Annotated in this window: 22 protein-coding genes; 14 read left to right on the top strand and 8 right to left on the bottom strand. The window is 62.7% G+C overall.

Going from position 1 to position 23,382, the window contains the following annotated elements:
• The first annotated feature begins 100 nt into the window (after positions 1-100).
• Positions 101-2,620, top strand: a complete 2,520-nt coding sequence (gene hrpB, locus M5B44_RS22085; protein WP_248740494.1) for an ATP-dependent helicase HrpB — start codon at positions 101-103, stop codon at positions 2,618-2,620.
• Between the two features lie 3 nt (positions 2,621-2,623).
• Here the strand turns inward: hrpB and M5B44_RS22080 are convergent, their stop codons facing one another.
• Complete coding sequence (locus M5B44_RS22080) at positions 2,624-3,538, bottom strand: LysR family transcriptional regulator (protein ID WP_007958716.1); 915 nt, start codon at positions 3,536-3,538, stop codon at positions 2,624-2,626.
• Between the two features lie 238 nt (positions 3,539-3,776).
• Between M5B44_RS22080 and M5B44_RS22075 the strand changes: the two genes are divergently transcribed.
• From M5B44_RS22075 to M5B44_RS22055, 5 genes are all read left to right on the top strand, one after another.
• Positions 3,777-5,270, top strand: a complete 1,494-nt coding sequence (locus M5B44_RS22075) for an aldehyde dehydrogenase (RefSeq protein ID WP_248740493.1) — start codon at positions 3,777-3,779, stop codon at positions 5,268-5,270.
• Between the two features lie 32 nt (positions 5,271-5,302).
• Positions 5,303-6,673, top strand: coding sequence for an aspartate aminotransferase family protein (locus tag M5B44_RS22070; RefSeq protein WP_248740492.1), 1,371 nt, complete (start codon positions 5,303-5,305; stop codon positions 6,671-6,673).
• Positions 6,674-7,061: 388 nt separating this feature from the next.
• A complete protein-coding gene (locus M5B44_RS22065) occupies positions 7,062-8,039 on the top strand; it encodes an ABC transporter substrate-binding protein (protein ID WP_248740491.1) in 978 nt (325 codons plus the stop codon).
• A gap of 10 nt (positions 8,040-8,049) precedes the next feature.
• Positions 8,050-8,853, top strand: a complete 804-nt coding sequence (locus M5B44_RS22060; RefSeq protein WP_065259616.1) for an ABC transporter permease — start codon at positions 8,050-8,052, stop codon at positions 8,851-8,853.
• On the top strand, positions 8,841-9,677 hold the full coding sequence (locus M5B44_RS22055) for an ABC transporter ATP-binding protein (RefSeq protein WP_248740490.1): 837 nt from the start codon (positions 8,841-8,843) through the stop codon (positions 9,675-9,677). Before M5B44_RS22060 ends, M5B44_RS22055 begins: the two co-directional genes overlap by 13 nt.
• 2 nt (positions 9,678-9,679) lie before the next feature.
• Here M5B44_RS22055 and M5B44_RS22050 read toward each other — a convergent pair whose 3' ends face one another.
• Together M5B44_RS22050 and M5B44_RS22045 are read right to left on the bottom strand one after the other, a co-directional pair.
• Entirely contained in the window at positions 9,680-10,756 is a 1,077-nt protein-coding gene (locus tag M5B44_RS22050) for an endonuclease/exonuclease/phosphatase family protein (RefSeq protein WP_248740489.1), read from the bottom strand.
• A 73-nt stretch (positions 10,757-10,829) separates the two neighbouring features.
• Positions 10,830-11,504, bottom strand: a complete 675-nt coding sequence (locus M5B44_RS22045) for a YciC family protein (protein ID WP_248740488.1) — start codon at positions 11,502-11,504, stop codon at positions 10,830-10,832.
• Between the two features lie 178 nt (positions 11,505-11,682).
• Here M5B44_RS22045 and M5B44_RS22040 point away from each other — a divergent pair, with 178 nt between their 5' ends.
• The 3 genes from M5B44_RS22040 (at position 11,683) to M5B44_RS22030 (ending at position 13,704) form a co-directional block, all read left to right on the top strand.
• The gene (locus M5B44_RS22040) at positions 11,683-12,441 is read left to right on the top strand and encodes a DUF2076 domain-containing protein (RefSeq protein WP_248740487.1); all 759 of its coding nucleotides are present in this window, start codon (positions 11,683-11,685) and stop codon (positions 12,439-12,441) included.
• Positions 12,442-12,578: 137 nt separating this feature from the next.
• Complete coding sequence (locus tag M5B44_RS22035) at positions 12,579-13,058, top strand: NYN domain-containing protein (protein ID WP_007958730.1); 480 nt, start codon at positions 12,579-12,581, stop codon at positions 13,056-13,058.
• Between the two features lie 40 nt (positions 13,059-13,098).
• Positions 13,099-13,704 (top strand): PolC-type DNA polymerase III, encoded by a 606-nt coding sequence (locus M5B44_RS22030; RefSeq protein WP_085703127.1) that lies wholly within the window; start codon positions 13,099-13,101, stop codon positions 13,702-13,704.
• A 127-nt stretch (positions 13,705-13,831) separates the two neighbouring features.
• On the opposite strand, the gene M5B44_RS22025 is transcribed toward M5B44_RS22030, so the two are convergent.
• Entirely contained in the window at positions 13,832-14,287 is a 456-nt protein-coding gene (locus tag M5B44_RS22025; protein WP_248740486.1) for an Lrp/AsnC family transcriptional regulator, read from the bottom strand.
• A gap of 163 nt (positions 14,288-14,450) precedes the next feature.
• Here M5B44_RS22025 and yedA point away from each other — a divergent pair, with 163 nt between their 5' ends.
• Together yedA and M5B44_RS22015 are read left to right on the top strand one after the other, a co-directional pair.
• Entirely contained in the window at positions 14,451-15,401 is a 951-nt protein-coding gene (yedA, locus tag M5B44_RS22020) for a drug/metabolite exporter YedA (RefSeq protein WP_248740485.1), read from the top strand.
• A gap of 52 nt (positions 15,402-15,453) precedes the next feature.
• Positions 15,454-16,794, top strand: a complete 1,341-nt coding sequence (locus tag M5B44_RS22015) for a DEAD/DEAH box helicase (RefSeq protein WP_248740484.1) — start codon at positions 15,454-15,456, stop codon at positions 16,792-16,794.
• A gap of 38 nt (positions 16,795-16,832) precedes the next feature.
• Here M5B44_RS22015 and M5B44_RS22010 read toward each other — a convergent pair whose 3' ends face one another.
• On the bottom strand, positions 16,833-18,074 hold the full coding sequence (locus tag M5B44_RS22010; protein WP_248740483.1) for a TIGR03862 family flavoprotein: 1,242 nt from the start codon (positions 18,072-18,074) through the stop codon (positions 16,833-16,835).
• Positions 18,075-18,249: 175 nt separating this feature from the next.
• Positions 18,250-19,170: a histone deacetylase gene (locus M5B44_RS22005; protein WP_248740482.1), complete on the bottom strand. Its 921-nt coding sequence runs from the start codon at positions 19,168-19,170 to the stop codon at positions 18,250-18,252.
• A gap of 83 nt (positions 19,171-19,253) precedes the next feature.
• Here M5B44_RS22005 and M5B44_RS22000 point away from each other — a divergent pair, with 83 nt between their 5' ends.
• From M5B44_RS22000 to M5B44_RS21990, 3 genes are all read left to right on the top strand, one after another.
• The gene (locus tag M5B44_RS22000; RefSeq protein ID WP_248740481.1) at positions 19,254-19,823 is read left to right on the top strand and encodes a GNAT family N-acetyltransferase; all 570 of its coding nucleotides are present in this window, start codon (positions 19,254-19,256) and stop codon (positions 19,821-19,823) included.
• Positions 19,824-19,928: 105 nt separating this feature from the next.
• Complete coding sequence (gene tesB, locus M5B44_RS21995) at positions 19,929-20,798, top strand: acyl-CoA thioesterase II (RefSeq protein WP_085608733.1); 870 nt, start codon at positions 19,929-19,931, stop codon at positions 20,796-20,798.
• Positions 20,795-21,388 carry an HAD family hydrolase gene (locus M5B44_RS21990; RefSeq protein WP_248740480.1) on the top strand — a complete coding sequence of 198 codons (594 nt, stop codon included), beginning with the start codon at positions 20,795-20,797 and terminating at the stop codon, positions 21,386-21,388. Before tesB ends, M5B44_RS21990 begins: the two co-directional genes overlap by 4 nt.
• Before the next feature lie 29 nt (positions 21,389-21,417).
• Here the strand turns inward: M5B44_RS21990 and M5B44_RS21985 are convergent, their stop codons facing one another.
• The gene (locus tag M5B44_RS21985) at positions 21,418-22,371 is read right to left on the bottom strand and encodes an alpha/beta hydrolase (RefSeq protein ID WP_248740479.1); all 954 of its coding nucleotides are present in this window, start codon (positions 22,369-22,371) and stop codon (positions 21,418-21,420) included.
• Positions 22,372-23,259, bottom strand: coding sequence for a neutral zinc metallopeptidase (locus M5B44_RS21980; protein ID WP_248740478.1), 888 nt, complete (start codon positions 23,257-23,259; stop codon positions 22,372-22,374).
• Between the last annotated feature and the right edge of the window lie 123 nt (positions 23,260-23,382).

The following is a 23,382-nucleotide window of genomic DNA, read 5'->3' as shown; positions in this document are numbered from 1 at the left end:
CCTGAGTCATCTGTTAACGAAGCGTTATCGTGTGAAGTTAAGACCCTGACGAACGCCTGGCAGTTCGCCGTTATACTCGCGGCTCTGTTTTGGAGCCAGTATGAATTCGTTGCCAATCGATGAAGTTTTACCCGCCCTGCGTGAAGCCCTCGCGACACGCCACGAAGCCGTGCTCGAAGCACCGCCCGGCGCCGGTAAGACCACCCGCGTGCCTTTGGCCCTGCTCAATGAAGCATGGCTGAACGGGCAGACCATTCTCATGCTCGAGCCCCGTCGGCTGGCGGCGCGCGCAGCAGCGGAACGGCTGGCCAGCGAGCTGGGCGAGAAGGTCGGTGAAACCGTCGGTTATCGCATTCGCCTCGACAGCAAGGTCGGCCCCAATACGCGCATCGAAGTGGTCACCGAAGGCATCCTCACCCGGCGTTTGCAGGACGATCCGGCGCTGGAAGGCGTGGGCCTGCTGATCTTCGACGAATTCCACGAACGCAGTCTCGACGCCGATCTGGCGCTGGCCCTCAGTCTGAAAGGTCGCGAACTGTTTCGAGCTGAACAGCCGCTGAAGATTCTGCTGATGTCCGCCACCCTCGAAGGCGAACGTCTGGCCGGTTTGCTCGACGATGCGCCGATCCTGCGCAGCGAGGGCCGGATGTTCCCGGTGACGATGCGCTGGGGCCGGCCGTTCCAGCCCGGCGAATACATCGATCAGCGCGTCACGCAAACGGTGCTCGAAGCGCTGCACGATGAAACCGGCAGCCTGTTGGTGTTTCTGCCGGGGCAAGCGGAAATCCGCCGTGTGCATCAGCAACTGGCGGATGCCATCGGTGAGCGCAGCGACGTGTTGCTCTGCCCGTTGCACGGCGAACTCGACCTGAATGCTCAGCGCGCCGCCATCGACCCGGCCCCGGCAGGCCAGCGCAAAGTGGTGCTGGCCACCAACATCGCCGAGACCAGCCTGACCATCAACGGCGTGCGCGTGGTGATCGACGCCGGGCTGGCGCGGGTGCCGCGTTTCGATCCGGGCAGCGGCATGACCCGCCTCGACACTCAACGGATCTCCAAAGCCAGCGCCACCCAGCGCGCGGGTCGGGCCGGGCGTCTGGAGCCGGGCGTGTGTTATCGCCTGTGGTCGCAGGATCAGCACGAACAACTGGCGGCCTATGGCAGCGCGGAAATCCTCTCGGCGGATCTCGCCGGACTCGCTCTGCAACTCGGACGCTGGGGCGTGGCGCCGAGTGATCTGATCTGGCTGGACGTGCCGCCAGCGGCCGCTTATGCACAGGCTCAAGACTTGTTGCAGCGCCTCGGTGCGCTGGACGGTGAAAGCCTGAATCGTCACGGTCAGGCCATGGCCGAATTGCCGGCGCACCCGCGCATTGCTCATTTGCTGTTGCGCGGTCAGGCGTTGGGTCTGGCGACCATGGCGTGCGACGTTGCCGCGTTGCTCGGCGAACGGGATATTTTGCGTGGCGCCGGGGCGGATCTGCACAGTCGTCTGGTGCTGCTGTCCGGCGAAGAGCGCGCGGCCCGGGGCGCTCAGGGCGGCGTGCAGCGCGCCCGGCAACTGGCGCGGCAATATCGCGGCTACCTGCGCGGCAAGGCCAGCGAACCAGTTGCCGATCCGGATCACCCGCGCTGGCTCGGTGCTCTGCTGGCACTGGCCTACCCGGATCGCGTCGCCCAGCAGCGGCGTGCCGGTGGTGCCGAATATCGTCTGGCCAATGGCCGAGCGGCGTTGTTCGCCGAAGCCGACAGCCTGATGAAGGAACCGTGGATCGTCATCGCCGACCTCGGCAGCCGCCAAGGTCAGCGCGAAGAGCGGATTTATCTGGCGGCGGATTTCGATCCGGCGCTGTTCGATTCGGTGCTGGCCGAACAGGTGCACAACGTCGATCAACTGGATTGGGACGAGCGGGAAGGCGTGCTGCGGGCCGAGCGTCAACGCAAGGTCGGCGAACTGATCCTCAGCCGCGAACCGCTGACCGGTCTCGACGAAAACGCCCGCAGTCAGGCACTGGTCAATCTGGTGCGACGCAAAGGTCTGGAACTGCTGCCGTGGACCCCGGAGCTGCGCCAGTGGCAGGCGCGAGTCGCCTTGTTGCGCCAGCTCGATCTGGACGCCAAGGGTGACAGCCAATGGCCGGATGTCAGCGACGCTACACTGCTGAAAACCCTCGAAGACTGGCTGATGCCTTATCTGGGCAAGGTCTCGCGCCTCAGCCATTTCGCCAACCTCGACCTGTCGAGCATCGTGCGCAATCTGCTGCCATGGCCGCTACCGCAACAACTCGATGAGCAGGCACCGCATCACCTGAGCGTGCCGTCGGGCTCGTCGATTCGACTCGACTACAGCGAGCAACCACCGATTCTCGCCGTGCGTTTGCAGGAGTTGTTCGGCCTGGCCGACACGCCGCGCATTGCCGGCGGCCGGCAAGTGGTCAAGCTGCACCTGCTGTCGCCCGCGCGGCGGCCGGTGCAGGTGACGCAGGATCTGGCCAACTTCTGGCGCAGCACCTATGCCGAGGTGAAGAAGGATTTGAAGGGGCGGTATCCGAAGCATTATTGGCCGGATGATCCGCTGGTGGCCGAAGCCACTGCCCGGGCCAAACCACGGGGTACGTGAGGGTCAGCGGCTAGCCTTCGCGGTCAACTGCTCCCGGCAATAATCGGCAAACAACTGTGCCGGTTTGGTCAGTTGGCCGCGTTTGAGCCACGCGGCCACCAGGCCTGAGCCGGTGACGTCTTCGACGATGTCCACGCACACGACTTTCTTGCCGTCGTAGGTGCATTCCGAATGCGGGCGGGTGACCAGGATCGAGAAGCCGAAGCCCTGACCGACCATGCCGCGCACCATTTCGATCGATGGCGAGCTGAACTCGATGCGTGGCGACAAGCCGAGTTCTTCGAACAGGCTGACGAAGTAGGTGCGACTCGGCTGCACGTCGAGCAGGATCATCGGCTCCAGGCACAAGTCCCGCAGCGAAACCTGCTTGAGCTGGGCGAAGCGGTGGTCCGCCGGGAGCAGGGCGTAAGGCCGTTGGGCCGGCATCAGCGGTTCGGTTTCGATGGTGGCGTCGAGGTCGTGCTTGTACAGGATTGCCAGGTCGAAGGTGCCCGAGGTCAGGCCTTGCACCAGTTCCTGTTGTTCGCCGTCGCGGATGCGGATCTTCACCCCCGGATACAGCGCCGAGAAGCCTGCAATCAGCTGCGGCAGGTACAGCGGCGCCACTGTTTCAAAACAGCCGATATCGATCTGCCCGGCCACCACGTCGTTGTCGGCGAGGGCGTTCTGTTCGAACTCCTTGGCCATGCGCAGCAGTTCCTGGGCCTTGCGGAAGAACCGCGCGCCGCTCGGCGTCAGCGACACGCCCTGAGCGTGATGGCGGATCAGCAGTTGCACGCCGAAGCTGTCTTCCAGCCCCTTGATCGCCGTGGAGATCGCCGGTTGCGCGATGTACAGCTTGCGCGAGGCTTCGGCGACGCTGCCGCATTCGACGGTGGTGATGAAGTATTTCAACTGACGCAGGTTGTAAGCGGCCACGGTGAACCTCAAAGCGAACGGATTTCACATCCAAGCAATTTGTACGCCGCCGGCCTCCGTTCTGTCGGCGGTTTTTTTGTCCCTGAACAATAGCCCCATACGCGCGCGAGGGGGCCACTGGCTGGTTACCTTTTTTATTGTCTGCGAAGACATTTTTACTGGTTTTGGCTCGCGCCGGCCTGAGCGACTATCGACGGCAGCTGTTTATAAAAGAATAAAAGTCCAAGGAGCATCCACCGTGTTCGAACTTGCAGACTGGCAGCGCAAGGCCGCTGAATTGAGCTATCCGTACCAGGCCGTGATCGACGGCAAGCTGCGTGCGGCGCAGTCGGGGCAGACCTTTGCCGCGATCAACCCGGCCACCGGCCAGTTGCTGGCAAACGTCGCCGCGTGCGGTGAAGAGGATGTCGACGCGGCGGTGCGCAATGCGCGCGAAGTATTCGAGGCCGGCACCTGGGCCGGGCGTTCACCGACCGAGCGCAAGCAAGTCTTGCTGCGGCTGGCGGATCTGATCCTGACCCATCGCGAAGAACTGGCGCTGCTCGATTCGCTGAACATGGGCAAACCGGTGATGGATGCTTACAACATCGACGTGCCGGGCGCTGCCGGGGTGTTCCGCTGGTACGCCGAAAGCCTGGACAAACTCTACGACCAGGTCGCGCCAAGCGCCTCGAACGTACTGGCGACCATCACCCGTGAAGCGCTGGGCGTGGTCGCCGCCGTGGTGCCTTGGAACTTCCCGCTGGACATGGCCGCGTGGAAACTCGCGCCGGCGCTGGCGGCGGGCAACTCGGTAATCCTCAAACCCGCCGAGCAATCACCGTTCTCCGCTTTGCGTCTGGCCGAGCTGGCGCTGGAGGCCGGGCTGCCGGCCGGTGTGCTGAACGTGCTGCCGGGGCTTGGTGAGCAGACCGGCAAAGCCTTGGGCCTGCACCCGGATGTCGATTGTCTGGTGTTCACCGGCTCGACCCAGGTCGGCAAATATTTCATGCAGTACTCCGCGCAGTCGAACCTCAAACAGGTGTGGCTGGAGTGCGGTGGCAAGAGCGCCAATCTGGTGTTCGCCGACTGCAAGGATCTGGACCTGGCGGCGCAGAAAGCCGCGTTCGGGATCTTCTTCAATCAGGGCGAAGTCTGCTCGGCCAACTCGCGATTGCTGGTGGAGCGCTCGATTCACGACGAGTTCGTCGAGCGACTGAAGGCTCAGGCCGAACGCTGGCAACCGGGTGATCCGCTGGACCCGGCAAGTGCGGCGGGGGCGGTTGTCGACACCCGTCAGACCGAAAGCATTCTGCGCTTCATCAACCAGGCCGAACGTGATGGCGCGACCCGCGTCTGCGGCGGGCGACAGCTGAGTTTCAACGGTTCGGGCAACTTCGTTCAGCCGACGATTTTCACCGACGTGCAGCCGCACATGACCCTGTTTCGCGAAGAAGTGTTCGGGCCGGTGCTGGCGGTGATTCCGTTCGATGACGAGGCCCACGCCTTGCAACTGGCCAACGACAGCGTCTACGGTCTGGCAGCGTCGCTGTGGACTGACGATCTACACCGCGCGCATCGGGTGGCGCGGCAATTGCGAGCCGGTACGGTGTCGGTCAACAGCGTCGATGCGCTGGACGTGACCGTGCCGTTCGGCGGTGGCAAGCAATCCGGTTTCGGCCGCGACCTGTCGCTGCACTCGTTCGACAAATACACCCAGTTGAAAACCACCTGGTTTCAACTGCGCTCATGACAGCCGCTCACAACAAAAAAGGAGATCCGGCGATGACCACCTCACGTGAAACCCGCGACTACCAGGCCGCCGATGCAGCGCATCACATTCATGCGTTCGTCGACCAGAAGGCCCTCAACGACGAAGGCCCACGGGTGATGGTGCGCGGTGACCGCCTGCACCTGTGGGACAACGACGGCCGGCGTTACCTCGACGGCATGTCCGGGCTGTGGTGCACCAACCTCGGCTATGGGCGCAAGGACCTGAACGCCGCCGCGAGCCGGCAACTGGAGCAGTTGCCGTACTACAACATGTTTTTCCACACCACCCACCCGCAGGTGATCGAACTCTCCGAACTGCTGTTCAGCCTGCTGCCGGGGCACTACAGCCACGCGATCTACACCAACTCCGGCTCCGAAGCCAACGAGGTGCTGATCCGTACCGTGCGCCGTTACTGGCAGGTGCTGGGCAAGCCCGAGAAGAAAATCATGATCGGCCGCTGGAACGGCTATCACGGTTCGACCCTGGCGGCGACGGCCCTCGGCGGCATGAAGTTCATGCACGAAATGGGCGGGATGATTCCCGACATCGCGCACATCGATGAGCCGTACTTCTTCGCCCACGAAGGCAACCTGGCCCCGGCTGAATTTGGCTTGCGGGCGGCGCAGCAACTGGAAGCGAAGATCCTCGAACTGGGCGCGGACAAGGTCGCAGGTTTCATCGCCGAACCGTTCCAGGGCGCGGGCGGAATGATCTTCCCGCCGGAAAGCTACTGGCCGGAAATCCAGCGCATCTGCCGCAAGTACGACGTGCTGTTGTGTGCCGATGAAGTGATCGGCGGCTTCGGTCGCACCGGCGAATGGTTCGCTCACGAATACTTCGGTTTCGAGCCGGACACCCTGTCCATTGCCAAGGGGCTGACCTCCGGTTACATCCCGATGGGCGGCCTGATCCTGTCGAAGAAAATGGCCGACGTGCTGGTGGAGCAGGGCGGTGTGTTCGCTCACGGCCTGACCTATTCCGGGCACCCGGTGGCGGCGGCGGTGGCGATTGCCAACCTCAAGGCCTTGCGCGATGAAGGCGTGGTGGCGCGGGTCAAGGATGACATCGGGCCGTACCTGCAACAGTGCCTGCGCGAGGTGTTCGGCAATCACCCGTTGGTGGGCGATATTCAGGGCACGGGCATGGTCGCGGCGTTGCAACTGGCCGAAGACAAGGCCACGCGCAAGCGCTTCGCCAACGAGAACGACATCGCCTGGCGCTGCCGCACGATCGGTTTTGAGGAGGGGGTGATCATTCGCTCGACGCTGGGGCGGATGATCATGGCGCCGGCGTTGATTGCCAGCCGTGAAGAGATTGACGAGCTGGTGGGCAAGACCTTGAAAGCGGTTGATCGTACGGCGCAGGAATACGGTCGGCTCTGAGATATTCGTAAAGCTCAAGGGCCCCTTCGCGGGCAAGCCCGCTCCCACAGTTATCGGGGTGGATCACAATTTTGTGAACGTCCGATAAACCTGTGGGAGCGGGCTTGCCCGCGATTGCGTCGGTCGATTCACCTCTGTTTTAGCTGTCTTGCACCCCCTCCGTGCACCCCCGCCCGACGCGCCCTTTCGCGGTGCGCACTACCCAGTTTTTTCATCGTTCGCGTCTAACTATTTCCTCGTTTTCCTGACGCCGGGCCTGGGTCAACATCGATTTCGCCAGCCAATGCATTGCCCGCCAGAGTCCGACAGAGACCGCAGCGTGCAATCGCGCGACCCCGGCTGGCCGTACTGCCCATGACAACTAAATCAACAGCGTTGGGAGTGCTCCATGAACAAGTCCTTGTTTACCCGTCTTGCTTGTCCTCTGGCGATTTCCGCCCTTTCCGTCACCGCCGCCCAGGCCGGCATCTTGTCGATCGGCCACACCACGTGGGTCGGTTACGGCACCCTGTATCTGGCCCAGGATCTGGGCTACTTCAAGGAAAACGGCCTGACCGTCGAATTGCCGGTGGTCGAAGAAGCGTCGATGTACATGGCCGCCCAGGCGTCCGGGCAATTGTCCGGCTCGGCCTCGACCATCGACGAAGTGCTCAAGTACCGCCCGCAGTTCTGCTTCAAGGCCGTGGCCGCGCTGGATGACAGCCATGGCGGCGACGGCGTGCTGGTCGGCAAAAACGTGAAGAGCCTGCAGGAACTCAAGGGCCAGGCCGTGGCCGTCAACGAAGGGTCGACCTCGCAGTTCTGGCTGTCGTACCTGCTGAAAAAGAACGGCATGAGCATGAGCGACATCACCGTGCAGAACATGACCGCCGACGACGCCGCCACGGCGTTCATCGCCGGTCGCGTGCCGGCCGCCGTGACCTGGGAGCCGCATCTGTCGATGGTGCGCGACAAGCAGCAGGGCAAGGTGCTGATCGACAGCAGCAGTACGCCGGGTGTGATTGTCGATGTAGTGGCGCTCAATTGCACGGTGATCGAGAAGCAGCCGGAAGACGTCAAGGCGCTGGTCGCCGGTCTCTACAAAGCCGTGCAGTACACCAAGGACCATCCACAGAAAGCCTACGAAATCATGGCCAAGGGCGTCGGCGGTTACCTGTCCGATCCGAAGGAACTGGCCGCCGCCGCGCAAGGCGTGCGCTTCTACGATCAGGCCATGAGCGAGAAGCTGCTGGGCAAGCCGGGCGCACCGGGTGACAGCGAGCCGCTGATCAAACTGGCCAACGAAACCGCCAGCGAACTGCAGGGCAAGCCCTACAACGTCAGCAACGACGATCTGGTGGATAACCGTTTCGTCAGCCCGCTCTAGGAGACTGGTCATGTTCAAGCGCAATTCATGGCTGAGCCGCTGCATCACGCCGAAGACCGGGCTGCCGGTGCCGGTGGTGTGGAGCGCCAGCGGTCTGGCCTGGGTGTTGCTGGTCGGCCTGTGGGCCGGGTTGTCCTACGGCGGCATCGTGCCGGGGATGTTCCTGCCGACGCCCGGTGCGGTGGTCGAAGCGGCCCTGCGCCTGAGCCGCGACGGCACCCTCGGCCAGCATGTCTGGGCCAGCGTCGAAGTGGTGATGGTCGGCTTCATCGTGTCGTCGCTGGTGGCGGTGCCGCTGGGGTTGCTCATGGGCAGTTTCCGCATCGTCCAGGCGTTCCTCGAGCCGATGGTCAATTTCATCCGCTACCTGCCGGTGACCTCGTTCGTGCCGCTGTTCATCCTGTGGATCGGCATCGGTCTGGAGCAGCGGGTGTCGGTGATCATCTTCGGCGTGTTCTTCCAGCAACTGGTGATGGTCGCGGACGTGTCCAAAGGCATCTCCAAGGACTTGATCAACGCCTCCTACACCCTCGGCTCCAACCGGCGTGACGCGGTGCTGCACGTGATCGCCCCGGCGTCGTTGCCCGGCGTACTCGACACCTTGCGGGTGACCATGGGCTGGGCCTGGACCTATCTGGTGGTTGCCGAACTGGTCGCCGCTTCCAGTGGTCTCGGTTACTTGAGCCTCAAGGCCATGCGTGGTTTTCAGGTCGACGTGATTTTTCTCGCCATCGCGATCATCGGCCTGCTGGGCCTGGTCACCGATCAACTGTTCCGCTTCTTGCGTTTGAGGATTGCCGCATGGGCTCAGTAACCGCTGCCAACCGTCGTTTCATCGAGCCGGTCGCTGCACCGGCACACGCCGCGCCAAGGTTGCAGGTGGACAAGGTCAGCCTGCGTTACACCAAGCCCGGCGGCGGTACATTCACCGCGCTGGAAGAAGTGTCGTTCGAAGTGCCGGATCAGCAATTTGCAGTGCTGGTCGGGCCGTCGGGCTGCGGCAAGTCGAGCCTGCTGTATCTCACCGCCGGCCTTGCCGAGCCGACGTCCGGCGAGATCTACGTCGGCGGCCAGCAAGTGCAAGGCCCCGGCGCGGATCGCGGAATGGTGTTCCAGAGCTACACGCTGTTCCCGTGGCTGACGGTGCGGCAGAACGTCGAGTTCGGCCTCAAGCGCCGGGGCATGCCGGCGGCCAAACGCAAGGAAATCGTCGATCACTACGTCCATGAAGTCGGCTTGTCCGGTTTCGCCGACAACTACGCCAAGCAGTTGTCCGGCGGCATGATGCAGCGGGTGGCGATTGCCCGGGCCCTGGCCAATGACCCGCAGATCCTGCTGATGGACGAACCCTTCGGCGCCCTCGACAGCCAGACCCGTCTGCAAATGCAGCAGCTGTTGCTGCGGGTGTGGGGCAACAGCAAGAAGACTGTGCTGTTCGTCACTCACGATATCGACGAGGCGATCCTGCTCGGCGACCGTGTGTACGTAATGGGCGCCAGGCCTGGGCGGATCAAGCAGATTCTCGATGTGCCGATCGAACGCCCACGCACGCTGGACATGGTGATGGAACGCTCGTTCATCGAAATGAAGCGGCAGATCTTCGGGCTGTTGCACGACGATCTTGAAGAAGCGCACTGAGATCAGTTGGGTGGCAGAAGGAACTTCGCAATCACCGGCAGATGATCGGAGATGCGCAACGTATCGTCCTGACGCACCGTGGCTTCGACCCGTTTGATCTTCGGGCTGTAGAACAGGTAATCGACCGTACGGTCCGGGCCGTTGAGGCCGGGGTCGTTGGGATAGTGGGTCAGCCACTTGGCGCGGTCGATGCCGCTGGCTTCGTTGTTGGTCGGGATCATCGGGTACTTGTCCCACAACAGATGCAGCGCACTGTCCACGGAGTAGGGCGTGCGCTGTTCGACCGGCAGGCGCCGGTACTGGCCGAGCGGCAACAGGTTGAAGTCGCCCCCGATCAGCCACGGCGTGCCGTGGCTTTCGTGTTTGTCGAGCACCTTGGCCACCGCCGCCACTTGCGTCTGCAAGGTTTCGTCCGGCTGCATGGCGCGATCCAGATGCGTGTTGAACACCACGAGTTGTCCGCCATCGCTGAACGGCAGCGTGGTGGCGAGCAGGGCGTTTTTCGGCTGGAACTGGCGGCTGATGATATTCAGCGGCTGCACCGGCAATTGCAGGCGTTCGGCGTGTTCGATGCGGAACCGGCTGAGGGTCGCGAGTTGTCGGCCGACGCTGCCGAAGATATGCGGATCCGGCACGAAATCGGCCTTCCAGTCGAAGGCGTGGGCGCTGCACGGGTAGAGGTCGGTGAGGCGTTCCTGCAACAGCTTGAGCTGGTTCTGATAGTCGCTGGCCTTGGCGCCGTCATCCAGTTCCTGGATCAGCACCACATCGGGCTGCTCGTCGCGGATCACCCGGGCCACTTCATCGAGGCTGAACGCCATGTCTTCCGGGGTCGGGGCTTCGTCGTCGCCTTGCGCCAGGTCATTCCAGAACACGTAGCGCTTGCCGGCCAGGTATTGCACGTTCCAGGTCATGACCTTCAGCGCCTGGCCGGGCACCAGCGTCGGCGGTTGCCCGGTGCAACTGACCGGCAGGGTCTCCCGGGCGTCGGGGCGCCAGGTCAGGCTGAAAATCATCACGCCGATCAGGGCGACGGCCAGCAGCACGCAGAGCAGGATGTAGCGCAGTAGACGGGTCATGGCTCGGCTTATAGCGATACGGAAGTGGTCCCGAGCATATACGAGACCCCCGCATCACCCAAGCGCAGAGCGGTCAGACTATTCCGTCACGTTTGTCGGGCAATTCGCTGATCAACATGAACAGGCGGAACAGCACCACGCTGGTGAACAGCTGCAGGAAGCTGTGGCCACTGTCGATCAATATGGCGATCAACGGATTCTGCGGATCGGGGTAGACCTGCAGGGTCAGGCCCTTGAGCAGCCACAACGGCCCCATCACACAGAGGATGCACACCAGAATCCGCAGGAAATGCCCACGGCTCAGGCGCAGGCTTTCCTTCATGGCCTGCAACGGGCCATAGCCGCGCAGCACCAGCAGGTATTCACCGAAGGCCAGGGTGACCATCAGCCACAAGCCTGGCAGGAAATACAGGGACAGACCGAGCAGGATCAGCAGCGTATTGAGCGCGGTGAGCACGGCGAAACGCGGCCACAGGCGCGCCGCCATCGCCAGCAGGTCGAGGGTTTGCGGGGATTCGCCACGGGTGCGGGCGTCGAGAAACAGGATCAGCGCGGCGGTGTACAGCGGGTAGACCAGCAGGCCGACGATCACGCTGATGGCCGAATAACCGTCCGGGTCGCTTGTGTGATCGACCACCTGTTGCAACGCGGCTTCGAAGATCACCAGCGGCAGACACAGCTGGACGATCCGCGCCAGATTGCGTTTAAAGAAATACAGCGAGTCACGCAGCACATCGAAGGCATTCATCAGTCGGTATCGCAGGTCAAAAACAGTGGCTCACTTTAACCGATGATGTGCTGCGGGGCGCAAACGTAAACGTTCGGTAAAGACCATTGAAACATTCTGTCGCTGCCTCCATTACGTAGGTGCGCCTCCTCCACTGTGGACGAGGGCAACGTTATCCCCGGCAATCTACGAGGTCGCCATGAACAGCGAAGAGCAAACCCTGATCGATGGACTGTTTTCCCGGCTGCAACAGGCCGAAACGGAGGCAGCCCCGCGTGACGCCCTGGCTGAAGCGCGGATCAAGGAACACCTGACGCGCCAGCCGGCCGCAGGCTATTTCATGACCCAGGCGATTCTGGTGCAGGAGGCCGCGATCAAGAGCCTCGACGAACAGAACAAACAACTGACTCAACAGGTCCAGCAACTGCAGGCCGAACTGCAATCGGCCAAGGCACAGAGCGCAGCCCCGGCGTCGAGCGGCGGCGGTTTCCTGTCGAGCATCTTCGGTGGCAGCAGCCCGCGCCCGGCCCCGGCCCAGAGCGCACCGGCGTCCACCGGCGGCTGGCGTGAACCGGCTCCGCAGCAGAACTTCGGTGCTCCCGCGCCACAACAGAACTTCGGCGCACCACCACCGGGTTATGGCCAGCAACCAGCGGCCCCGGCGGCCGGCAGCAGCTTCCTCGGTGGCGCCCTGAAAACCGCTGCCGGTGTGGCGGGTGGCGTGATGCTGGCACAAGGCATCAGCAGCCTGTTCCACCAAAACCAGCAGCCGCAAGAAATCGTCGAAGTGATCAAGGAAGAGCCGGCGCAGGTCAACGATCAGGGCAACAACGGTTGGGGCGATGACCAGCGCATGGCCAACAACGATTCCTGGGGCAACAACCAGGGTGGCTTCAGCGACACCGACTACAGCGATGACAACTCATCGTTCTTCGATGACGACGACTCCTTCGTCTGATTCACCATTCGTCCGGGGCGCCTGAGCGCCCCGGGCCGATTATTCGCGGAACCTTCCTTCGGGCTGGCATACTGAGCGCCTTTTTCGGGCCTGGTGCCTGATCCGGCTCATGCGCGCAAGCGCTCACAGGAACTCCGGTGAAAAAAATCGCAGTGTTCGCCGATGTGCAGAACCTCTACTACACCGTCCGCCAGGCCTACGGTTGCCACTTCAACTACGCGGCGCTGTGGGCGGATGTCAGCCAGCACGGGCAGATCGTCGAGGCCTACGCCTACGCGATCGACCGGGGCGACAGCAAACAGCAGCAGTTCCAGCAGATCCTGCGCAACCTCGGTTTCACCGTGAAACTCAAACCCTACATCCAGCGCAGCGACGGCTCGGCCAAGGGCGACTGGGACGTGGGCATCACTCTCGACATCATGGACGCCGCCGACCACGTCGACGAAATCGTCCTGGCCTCCGGTGACGGCGACTTCGACATGCTGCTCGAACGCATCATCAACAAACACGGCGTACAAGCGGTGGCCTACGGCGTTCCCGGCCTGACCGCCAACTCGCTGATCCGCGCCGCCAGCCGTTATGTGCCGATCGAAGGCGCACTGCTGTTGAAAAACTGAGCGTTGCTCAAGAATTGATTTGAACGGAGTTGAACCCGGTTTGGAACGCATTGCAGTCATCGACTTTGAAACCACCGGCATCTCGCCGAGCAGCAGCTGCCGGGCCACGGAAATCGCCGTGGTCATGCTGGAAAACGGCCGCATCGTCGAGCGTTACCAGAGCCTGATGAACGCCGGCGTCCGCGTCCCGGCCTTCATCGAACAACTCACCGGCATCAGCAACGCCATGCTGCGCACCGCGCCGTCGGCCGAACAGGTAATGAACGAAGTCAACGAATTCGTCGGCTGCACACCCCTGCTGGCGCACAACGCCGCGTTCGACCAGAAGTTCTGGGACTTCGAACTGGGCCGGATCAAACGCACCCGTTTGCAGAACTTCGCCTGCTCGCTACTGCTGGCCCGCCGCCTGATGCCGGCGGCGCCGAACCACAAGCTCGGTACGCTCACGACCTTCGCCCAACTGCCGCACACCGGCCAGGCGCACAGGGCGATGGCGGATGCGGAGATGGCGGCGAATTTGCTGGCGCATCTGGCGGATGAGTTGCGGCACAAGCATGGGGTGCGGGAGTTGTCGCACGACCTGCTGTGCAAATTGCAGAAAGTCCCGGCCGCTAAAGTGGGCGAGCACCTGCAACGCTATCGCTGATTCTCAGGCAAACACATTTCCCTGTGGGAGCGGGCTTGCCCGCGATGGCGTATTGTCAGTCACCCAAGTTGTAGGATCTGATGGCCTCATCGCGGGCAAGCCCGCTCCCACAGGGATCACCATCGCCTCAGGGTTTGCCGTTCCCTTCGAGATGACCGAGCGGCACCCGCTTCTCTATCGCACTCGACAACACGATCGACGTCTTGCTGAAGCCGAATTTCGCCACCCGGTTGATCAGTTCTTCCAGCTCGGTCATCGAGCCGACGGCGGCCTTCATGATCACGCACGGATCGCCCGTCACTCGAAAGCACTCGGTCAGTTGCGGAATTTTCACCAGTTCGTCGTAGACCTTTTGACTGCCGTTCTGGTGGAGGCGCAATTCGATCACGCACTGGATCGGCAAGCCGATTTTCGACAGGTCGATGTTCGCCTGATACCCGGTGATGACTCCGGCCGCCTCGAGTTTGGCCACGCGCTCGGCGACAGCGGGGGCGGAGAGGTTCACTTTGCGGGCGAGGTCGGCGTAAGACGCGCGACCGTTTTCGAGCAGGGCGCCGAGCAACATGCGGTCGTATTTGTCCAAGGTCGGACTCCTGAAAATGCCAGACTTTCGAAATCGCGGTTTCGGCCGTCGATCTCCGTGTTTTCAAAAGTGTACCGGCGCTATAAACAGGTTTTGTAACTTATTTTTAGCGGTTGGCCTTTCTAGAATAAGCCATCCCCTGAGTCTGACTTTCGAGCTGCCCATGTCTGCCTTGCGCCGTTTTTCCTTGCCATTGATCGCTGCGTTTTTTGCGTTGTACGTGATTTGGGGATCGACCTATCTGGTGATCCGCATCGGCGTCGAATACTGGCCACCGCTGATGCTTGGCGGCGTGCGCTTCGTGATTGCGGGCACTCTGATGTACGCCTTCCTGCGCTGGCGCGGGGCACCGGCGCCGACCTGGGCGCAGTGGAAAGCGGCGGGGATGATCGGGATTCTGTTACTCAGTTTCGGTAATGGTGCGGTGACCCTGGCCGAACACAGCGGTGTGGCGTCGGGTGTTGCCGCACTGGCAGTGGCGACGGTGCCGCTGTTTACCTTGCTCTGCGGTTATTTCTGGGGCGCGCGCAACACGCGTCTGGAATGGGCCGGGGTGGCGATGGGGATTATCGGCATCGCGATGCTCAACATGGGTTCCAACCTGCAATCCAGCCCGCTGGGCGCGGCGCTGCTGATTTTCGCGGCGGCGAGCTGGGCGTTCGGTTCGGTGTGGAGCAAGCACTTGCCGCTGCCTCAGGGCGCAATGGCCAGTGCCGTGGAAATGCTGGTGGGCGGCGTGGTGCTGTTGATCGGCAGCGCGGCCAGCGGCGAACACCTGCAAGCCATGCCGCCACTGGAAGGCTGGCTGGCGCTGGCGTACCTGATCTTCTTCGGCTCGATCATCGCTTTCAACGCTTACATGTATCTGTTGAAAAACGTTCGTCCGGCGGCAGCCACCAGTTACGCCTATGTGAACCCGGCGGTGGCGGTGTTGCTGGGGATCGTGTTTGTCGGCGAGACCATCGGCGTCGAAGAGGCGCTGGCGATGCTGGTGATCATCGGCGCGGTGGTGCTGATCGGTCTGCCACAGTGGCGCCGCCCTCGGCAGCCGCCGGTGGTCAGCGAGCCTGCCGCCGCAACGACGGCCATTCCGACGGAGCAGCGTGCGAATTAGGGTAAACTGCGCGCCATTGCACACTTGCCCTGATTTTTCCTACGGTACTCCCATGACTTTCGCCACCCTTGGCCTGATCGAACCCTTGCTGCGCTCCCTCGAGAAGCTCGGCTACCAGACCCCGACGCCGGTGCAGGCGCAGGCCATTCCGGCCGTGCTGGCCGGTCGCGACCTGATGGCCGCGGCCCAGACCGGCACTGGCAAGACCGCCGGTTTTGCCTTGCCGCTGCTGCAACTGCTGGCGATGGAAGGGCCGAAAGTCACCGCCAACTCGGTGCGTGCGCTGATTCTGGTGCCGACTCGCGAGCTGGCCGAACAAGTCCACGAAGCCGTGCGCCAGTACGCCGAAAACCTGCCGCTGCGCACTTATGCGGTGTACGGCGGCGTCAGCATCAACCCGCAAATGATGAAGCTGCGCGGCGGCGTCGATCTGTTGGTCGCCACTCCGGGCCGTCTGCTCGACCTGTTCCGCCAGAACGCGCTGAAGTTCAATCAGTTGCAAACTCTGGTGCTGGACGAAGCCGACCGCATGCTCGACCTGGGCTTTTCCGAAGAGCTGGCGAACATTTACCGCGCGCTGCCATCGAGACGTCAGACGCTGCTGTTCTCCGCAACCTTCTCCGATGACATCCGCCTGCTGGCCGGGCAGATGCTCAACGATCCGCAGAGCATCGAAGTCAGCCCGCGCAACGTCGCCGCCAACACCGTCAAGCAGTGGGTGGTGACGGTGGACAAGAAGCGCAAGCCGGAACTGTTCGTGCACCTGATGCGCAAGAACAAGTGGAAGCAGGTACTGGTGTTCGCCAAGACCCGTAATGGTGTGGACGCGCTGGTCGAGAAGCTCCAGGGCCTGGGCGTGAACGCCGACGGCATCCACGGCGACAAGCCCCAGGCGACCCGGCAGCGGGCGCTGGACCGTTTCAAACTGAGCGAAGTGCAGATTCTGGTGGCCACCGATGTGGCGGCCCGTGGTCTGGATATCGAAGACCTGCCATTGGTGGTCAACTTCGATCTGCCGATCGTCGCCGAGGATTACATTCACCGTATCGGCCGGACTGGCCGCGCCGGTTCGACTGGTCAGGCGATTTCGCTGGTGTGCGCTGATGAAGTGAACATGTTGTCGGCGATTGAAATGCTGACCCGCAGTACCTTGAAGCGCGAGATCGAACCGGACTTCGTGCCGGAGCACCGTGTGCCGGACACCGATGCCAGTGGTCAGGTGATCAAGAAGCCGAAGAAACCTAAGAAGCCGAAGGTTTCCGGCGGCGGCGGTGGCAAGCGCAATCTGGGCAAGTGGGTGGACAGCGGGGATACCCCGGCGCCGGAGGTGGCGATCAAGCCTGTGCGCAAGGTGCCGGTGTTCAATACCGGGCCGCGTAAGCGTAAGCCTTAAGCGTCAAATCGGATCGTTCCCGCGCAATGCGGGAACGATCAGTTGCGCTGTTTCAACCAGTCCAGCATGCCAATTCCGGCCGCCCGGCCACTGGCAAAACACCCCGTCAGCAGATACCCGCCAGTCGGCGCCTCCCAATCCAGCATTTCCCCCGCACAGAACACCCCCGGCAACGCCTTGAGCATCATCCGCTCATCCATCGCTTCGAACGTCACGCCACCGGCACTGCTGATCGCTTCATCCAGCGGTCGGGTTTTCACCAGCGTCAGCGGCAAGGCCTTGATCGCCCGGGCCAGCAATGCTGGATCGGCAAACGTTGCGGCGTCAGTGAGTTCACGCAGCAACGCCGCTTTCACCCCATCAATCCCGACCTGACTGTGCAGATGCTTGGCCATTGAGCGTGAACCCCGTGGTTTGCTCAATGCCGCCTGCAATTTATCCACAGGTCGGCCGGGCAACAGGTCGATGTGAACAGTCGCGGTACCGTGCACATTGATCGCCTCACGAATCGGCGCCGACAGCGCATAAATCAGACTGCCCTCGATGCCGGTCGCGGTAATCACGCATTCACCCAGACGCGGAACATCGTCGTTCAAACCGATGGCGATATTTTTCAGCGGCGCGCCGGCGAATTTGCTGACCATCACTTCGCTCCAGGCCTGCACCTCGAAGCCGCAATTGCTTGGCTGCAAGGGCGCCAGTCCTACGCCGCGTTGCTCCAGCGGCAGCATCCACGCGCCGTCGGAACCCAGTCGCGACCAGCTGCCACCGCCGAGGGCGAGCAGGGTGGCGTCGGGGCTCAGGGTTTTCTCGCCTTCCGGGCTGTCGATGCGCAACGCGCCGCTTTCATCCCAGCCGAGCCAGCGGTGGCGGGTGTGGATAACCACGCCGCTGTCGCGCAGGCGCTTGAGCCAGGCGCGCAGCAATGGCGCGGCTTTCATGTCGGTGGGGAATACCCGGCCGGAGCTGCCGATGAAGGTTTCGATGCCCAGCTCGTGAATCCACCGGCACAGTGCGTCGGCGTCGAACGCGCGCAGCAGCGGGGCGATGTTCGGGGCGCGTTCGGCGTAGCGCGAGAGGAAGGCCGGCCAGGCTTCGGAATGGGTTATGTTCATGCCGCCAACCCCGGCCAGCAGGAACTTGCGGCCCACCGAGGGCATGCCGTCGTACAGATCGACGCGGACTCCGGCCTGGCTCAGCACTTCGGCGGCCATCAGGCCGGCGGGGCCACCGCCGATGATGGCGACGAGAGCGGGAAGGGCGAGGGAAGTCTGGGTCATGGCAGCGGCAATAGCGTGGCGGAATAAGCCGCGCATTCTAGCAGCAGCGGCCGGCGTCAGGCCTGATCAAAAAACAACCAGCGCGCTGCAGGCCATGTTCAGCGTGGGCTGTAGTCCCTTTCGCTCAGGTTATCCACAGGCCGTTCCACAGCCATTGTGGGTAACGCAGCACAACTCAATGACAACCGGATGACTGCCAGACGCGCTGCGCACTGTGATGCAGGATGCCGTGGCGGCGGGCGAGGGCCTGGCGATCCTTGCTGTAGCCACCGCCGATCACGCCGACCACCGGGATATCGCGGCCCAGGCAGTGGCGCATCACGCTTTCGTCGCGGGCGGCAACGCCGTCGTCGGTCAGTTGCAAATAACCGAGGGCATCGTCCTTGTGCACGTCGACGCCGGCGTCGTACAGCACCAGATCCGGCTGATACAGCGGTAACAGATAGTTGAGCGCGTCATCGACGACTTTCAGGTAATCGACATCGCCCATGCCGTTGGGCAGCGGAATGTCCCAGTCGCTTTCGGCCTTGCGTGCAGGAAAGTTCTTTTCGCAGTGCAGGGAAACGGTGATGGCTTCCGGGGTGTTGTGCAGGATCCGTGCAGTCCCGTCGCCCTGATGCACGTCGCAATCGAAGATCAGCACCCGGTTCACCCGGCCGCTTTGCAGCAGGTAGTGGCTGATGATCGCCAGGTCATTGAAGATGCAGAACCCGGCGGGGTAGTCGTAATGGGCGTGATGGGTGCCACCGGCCAGGTGGCAGGCCAGGCCATGCTCCAGTGCTTTTTCCGCTGCCAGAATCGAACCGCCGACCGCCCGCACCGTGCGCCGGGCCAGCGCTTCGTTCCACGGCAGACCGAGGCGCCGCTGGTCTTCGCGGGACAGCTCGCCGCTCATGTAGCGTTCGATATAGCTGCGGTCATGGGCCAGGGCGAGGATGTCGGCAGGGCACAGCTCAGGGCGCAGCAAGTCTTCATCGCGGGTCAGGCCGCTGTCCACCAGGTGATCGCGCAGCAGGCGGAACTTGTCCATGGGAAAGCGGTGATCCGCCGGAAACTCGGGGCTGTAGTCTTCGTGGTAGATCAACGGCAATGGCATGGCGGACTATTCATAAAGGCTGTAGGAAAGAGTGCAAAGCCTACCAGCGATGTAGACTGGCGGCATGGAAACGGAGGGGCACGATGGAGCCGATACTGCAGCTGGAAAGCGCGCGACTGCTGATGCGTCAGTGGCAGGACGCGGATTTGCCGGCATTTGCGGCGATGTGCGCCGATCCGCAGGTGATGCGCTATTTTCCCGCGCTGTTGAGCCGGCTGGAAAGTGCCGCAATGATCGGCCGTGTGCGCGGCCATTTCGCCGAACACGGCTTCGGCCTGTGGGCGCTGGAGCGCAAGGACACTGGCGAATTCATCGGTTTTACCGGGCTCGGCGTGGTCGGTTTCGACGCGCCGTTCACCCCGGCGGTGGAAATCGGCTGGCGTCTGGCGAAGGAACATTGGGGTCTGGGATATGCCAGCGAGGCGGCGTGGACTGCGCTGCGTTGCGGCTTTGACCGGTTGGCCTTGAAAGAGATCGTGTCCTTCACGGCGCAGAGCAATCTGCCGTCGGAAAAAGTCATGCAGGCCATCGGCATGCATCACGACCCGACCCATGATTTCGATCACCCGAAACTGGCTGTCGATCACCCGTTGCGTCGACATCTGTTGTACCGAATCACCAGGGAGCAATGGCTGCAGACCCTGCATGGCTAAGCCGACACGGACGTTTACAATGGCGCGATCATGGCTCGCGCCAGAACCTGAATTGGCCGCCGCAGCCAAGACTGCGCGGCATAGCGTTGTGTGAGGAGAGTCTGAATGAGCCAAGTGTTGGAAGATCTGGTGGATCTGCTGACCCTCGAACCGATCGAGGAAAACCTGTTCCGTGGTCGCAGCCAGGATCTGGGCTTTCGCCAGTTGTTCGGCGGCCAGGTACTCGGCCAGTCGTTGTCGGCGGCCAGTCAGACGGTTGAAGAGACGCGTCATGTGCATTCGATGCACGGTTATTTCCTGCGCCCGGGTGATGCCAAGTTGCCGGTGGTCTACTCGGTTGACCGCGTGCGTGACGGCGGCAGCTTCAGCACCCGCCGCGTGACGGCGATCCAGAAGGGCCACCCGATTTTCACCTGCAGCGCTTCGTTTCAGTACGACGAAGAAGGCTTCGAACACCAGAGCCAGATGCCGCAAGTGGTCGGCCCGGAAAACCTGCCGTCGGAGCTGGAACTGACCCAGCAACGTGCGCACCTGATCCCGGAACACATGCGCGAAAAGCTGCTGTGCCCGAAACCGATCGAAGTGCGCCCGGTCACTGAAAAAGACCCGTACAACCCGCAACCGGCGGATCCGGTCAAGTACGTGTGGTTCCGTGCCGACGGCGCATTGGCCGACATCCCAGCGCTGCACAAATATTTGCTGGCCTACGCCTCGGACTTCGGTCTGCTGACCACCTCGATGCTGCCCCACGGCAAGTCGGTCTGGCAGAAAGACATGCAGGTCGCCAGCCTCGATCACGCCTTGTGGTTCCACAACGACCTGCGCGCCGATGACTGGTTGCTCTACGCCATGGACAGTCCGTGGGCCGGCAACTCTCGCGGGTTCTCCCGTGGCAGCGTGTTCAACCGCGCCGGACAACTCGTAGCGTCGGTGACCCAGGAAGGCCTGATCCGTCATCGCAAGGACTGGGCATGAGTCTGGCGGAGGTGCGGCACTGGGTGTTCGACATGGACGGCACCCTGACCGTCGCCGTGCATGATTTCGCGGCGATTCGCGTGGCGCTGTCGATCCCGCCGGAGGACGACATCCTCACGCACCTCGCGGCGTTGCCCGCCGAGGAAGCAGCGGCGAAACATGCGTGGCTGCTGGAGCATGAACGGGATCTGGCGCTCGGCTCGACCCCGGCAGTCGGCGCGGTGGAACTGGTGCGCGAGCTGCACGCGCGGGGTTATCGGCTCGGCATCCTGACCCGCAATGCGCGGGAACTGGCCCATGTGACGCTGGAGGCCATCGGCCTGGCGGACTGCTTTGCGGTGGAGGATGTGTTGGGTCGCGATGAAGCGCCGCCGAAACCGCATCCGGGTGGCCTGCTGAAGCTGGCGGAAGCCTGGCAAGTACCGGCGAGCGAGATGGTGATGGTCGGTGATTACCGATTTGATCTTGATTGTGGTCGGGCCGCCGGGGCGCACACGGTGCTGGTGAACCTGCCGGATAATCCCTGGCCCGAGCTGACCGACTGGCATGCGAAGGATTGTGTGGAGTTGCGGCGAATGTTGTTCGCTTGAAAAAAAACGGGGGCTTTGGCCCCCGTTTTTTATTGGTCGAAGATTGCTTTCTGACCTTCCGGCGAGGTCAGCATGCCATCGCCGTTATGCCCGACACCGGGCACTTCCACCAGCCGCTGATTCACCCCTTCCGGATGCCGGCGCAGCAGGTAGCTGAAAAACATCTTCCCACGCATCAGGCGATAGGCGCCTTGCGCTTCGGCGGCGCAGCTCTTGTCCAGGGCCGGGTGTTGCGGGTCGGTGTCCTGCTGGCCGAGCAGATAAATCACCTCGCGTTTGACGTAACTGCCTTCAAGCTGCGCAGGCGTTTGCCCACCGGAGTAGATCGGCGGATCCACCAGACCGTACTTCCAGCGGTTGAAACCCGGGCACTGCGCATGATCGAACGCCACCGGCCGTTGTTCGTTGAAGTAGGCGTAGGACGACGGGTTGGCCACCACATACCGCAAGCGAATGCCTTCAGCCTTGAGCGCCGGTTGTTCGCGGGCGAGCAGGGCATAGCGCTGCACCACCTGACCGCCGCCGGAGTGGCCGAAGATCACGATCTGCTTCACGTCCGGAAACTGCTTGCGATCACTCAGTCGGCCAATGATTTCGTCCAGTGCGGCGTAGGAACTCAGCGGGTTGGGCCCTGTGGATAACCCGCCGCCCATCCACTCATTGCCTTTCCAGCGCAGCACGCTGGCGGGCAACGAATAGAGGGCGACATCGCTTTCGTTGAGAAACTGCGGTGCGATCACCAGGGTGTTGGCGGTTTGTCCGACCAGTTCGGCGGCGCTCTCGCCACTCTTGCGATAGGTTTCGGCGTTGCGCAGCTTGCCATGAATGACGATCAGCACCCGCTCGATTTTCGCCGGCGCCGGGCCGATGCCCACCGCCATTTCGCCGGCCTGCAGTTGCAGGCGTCCGGGGCTGATCGCGTCGACGCCGGCCGCTTGTGCGGTGCCGCCGATGAACAATAAAGCCAACAGCCATTTATGCATTTACAGGTTTTTCGCCGCAAAGGTATCGCACTGGCCGACCTGGCCCTGGGCGAATCCGGTTTTGAACCAGCGCACCCTTTGCGCCGACGTACCGTGGGTGAACGAGTCCGGCACCACGCGGCCCTGACCCTGTTGTTGCAAGCGATCATCACCGATGGCGTTCGCCGCGTTCAAGGCTTCTTCGATATCGCCCGGCTCCAGCCAGTTCAGGCGTTTCTGCGCGTGGTAGGCCCAGACGCCCGCCAGGCAATCGGCCTGCAGTTCCTGACGTACCAGCAAACCGCCGTCGCCTTGCATCTGCCGACCTTGCTGGCGGGCAGCCTGAATTTTCGCCGAGACGCCGAGAAGCGTCTGCACATGGTGTCCGACTTCGTGAGCGATCACGTAGGCCTGGGCGAAATCACCGGCGGCCTTGAAGCGCTGGGCCATTTCCTGGAAGAACGCCATATCCAGATAGACCTTCTGGTCTGCCGGGCAATAGAACGGGCCGGTGGCCGAGGTGGCCATGCCGCAGGCCGAATTGACCCGGTTGCTGAACAGCACCAGGGTCGGGTCCTTATATTGACGACCGGCCTGTTGGAAGATCGCGCCCCAGGTGTCTTCGGTGTCGCCGAGGATCGAGCGCACGAATTCGGCCTGTTCATCGTTGGCCGGAGGTGCCTGGCGGGTTTGCGAAGCAGGGCCCGATTGCTCGGTCATCTGCCCGGTGAGCTGGCCGAGGATCTGCAACGGGTCCTGCCCGGTGATCCAGCCAATGCCGACGATCAGCAGAATCGCGCCGAGGCTCAGGCCCTTGCCGCCACCGAAACGCATGCCGCCACCACCGCCCATGTCATCGCCACGGGCATCGACGACGTTGTCACTGCGTCGACCTTTTCTCCATAGCATGTGGGAATCCTCTGTCTGATCGTGGTGATGAGTGTTGCTGGTGTGTGAGTGTGGCGCCAGTCCGGCCGTCCGTCCATTCGTACACAGGCAAACAGGCCCGACCTCGGGGGACGAGGTCGGGCC

It is taken from the genome of Pseudomonas sp. MWU12-2029 (assembly GCF_023242425.1).
Classification (GTDB): Bacteria; Pseudomonadota; Gammaproteobacteria; order Pseudomonadales; family Pseudomonadaceae; genus Aquipseudomonas; species Aquipseudomonas kribbensis.
Note: the sequence above shows the minus strand (reverse complement) of the source record. Positions and strands in the feature narration are given on the sequence as shown.

Coding starts and splice junctions, on each gene's coding strand:
- M5B44_RS22065 (WP_248740491.1), top strand. CDS start 7,062: ATGAACAAGTCCTTGTTTACCCGTCTTGCTTGTCCTCTGGCGATTTCC.
- M5B44_RS22055 (WP_248740490.1), top strand. CDS start 8,841: ATGGGCTCAGTAACCGCTGCCAACCGTCGTTTCATCGAGCCGGTCGCT.
- M5B44_RS22045 (WP_248740488.1), bottom strand. CDS start 11,504: ATGAATGCCTTCGATGTGCTGCGTGACTCGCTGTATTTCTTTAAACGC.
- M5B44_RS22005 (WP_248740482.1), bottom strand. CDS start 19,170: ATGCCATTGCCGTTGATCTACCACGAAGACTACAGCCCCGAGTTTCCG.
- M5B44_RS21990 (WP_248740480.1), top strand. CDS start 20,795: ATGAGTCTGGCGGAGGTGCGGCACTGGGTGTTCGACATGGACGGCACC.
- hrpB (WP_248740494.1), top strand. CDS start 101: ATGAATTCGTTGCCAATCGATGAAGTTTTACCCGCCCTGCGTGAAGCC.
- M5B44_RS22060 (WP_065259616.1), top strand. CDS start 8,050: ATGTTCAAGCGCAATTCATGGCTGAGCCGCTGCATCACGCCGAAGACC.
- M5B44_RS22010 (WP_248740483.1), bottom strand. CDS start 18,074: ATGACCCAGACTTCCCTCGCCCTTCCCGCTCTCGTCGCCATCATCGGC.
- M5B44_RS22040 (WP_248740487.1), top strand. CDS start 11,683: ATGAACAGCGAAGAGCAAACCCTGATCGATGGACTGTTTTCCCGGCTG.
- tesB (WP_085608733.1), top strand. CDS start 19,929: ATGAGCCAAGTGTTGGAAGATCTGGTGGATCTGCTGACCCTCGAACCG.
- M5B44_RS22000 (WP_248740481.1), top strand. CDS start 19,254: ATGGAGCCGATACTGCAGCTGGAAAGCGCGCGACTGCTGATGCGTCAG.
- M5B44_RS22015 (WP_248740484.1), top strand. CDS start 15,454: ATGACTTTCGCCACCCTTGGCCTGATCGAACCCTTGCTGCGCTCCCTC.
- M5B44_RS21985 (WP_248740479.1), bottom strand. CDS start 22,371: ATGCATAAATGGCTGTTGGCTTTATTGTTCATCGGCGGCACCGCACAA.
- yedA (WP_248740485.1), top strand. CDS start 14,451: ATGTCTGCCTTGCGCCGTTTTTCCTTGCCATTGATCGCTGCGTTTTTT.
- M5B44_RS22050 (WP_248740489.1), bottom strand. CDS start 10,756: ATGACCCGTCTACTGCGCTACATCCTGCTCTGCGTGCTGCTGGCCGTC.
- M5B44_RS21980 (WP_248740478.1), bottom strand. CDS start 23,259: ATGCTATGGAGAAAAGGTCGACGCAGTGACAACGTCGTCGATGCCCGT.
- M5B44_RS22070 (WP_248740492.1), top strand. CDS start 5,303: ATGACCACCTCACGTGAAACCCGCGACTACCAGGCCGCCGATGCAGCG.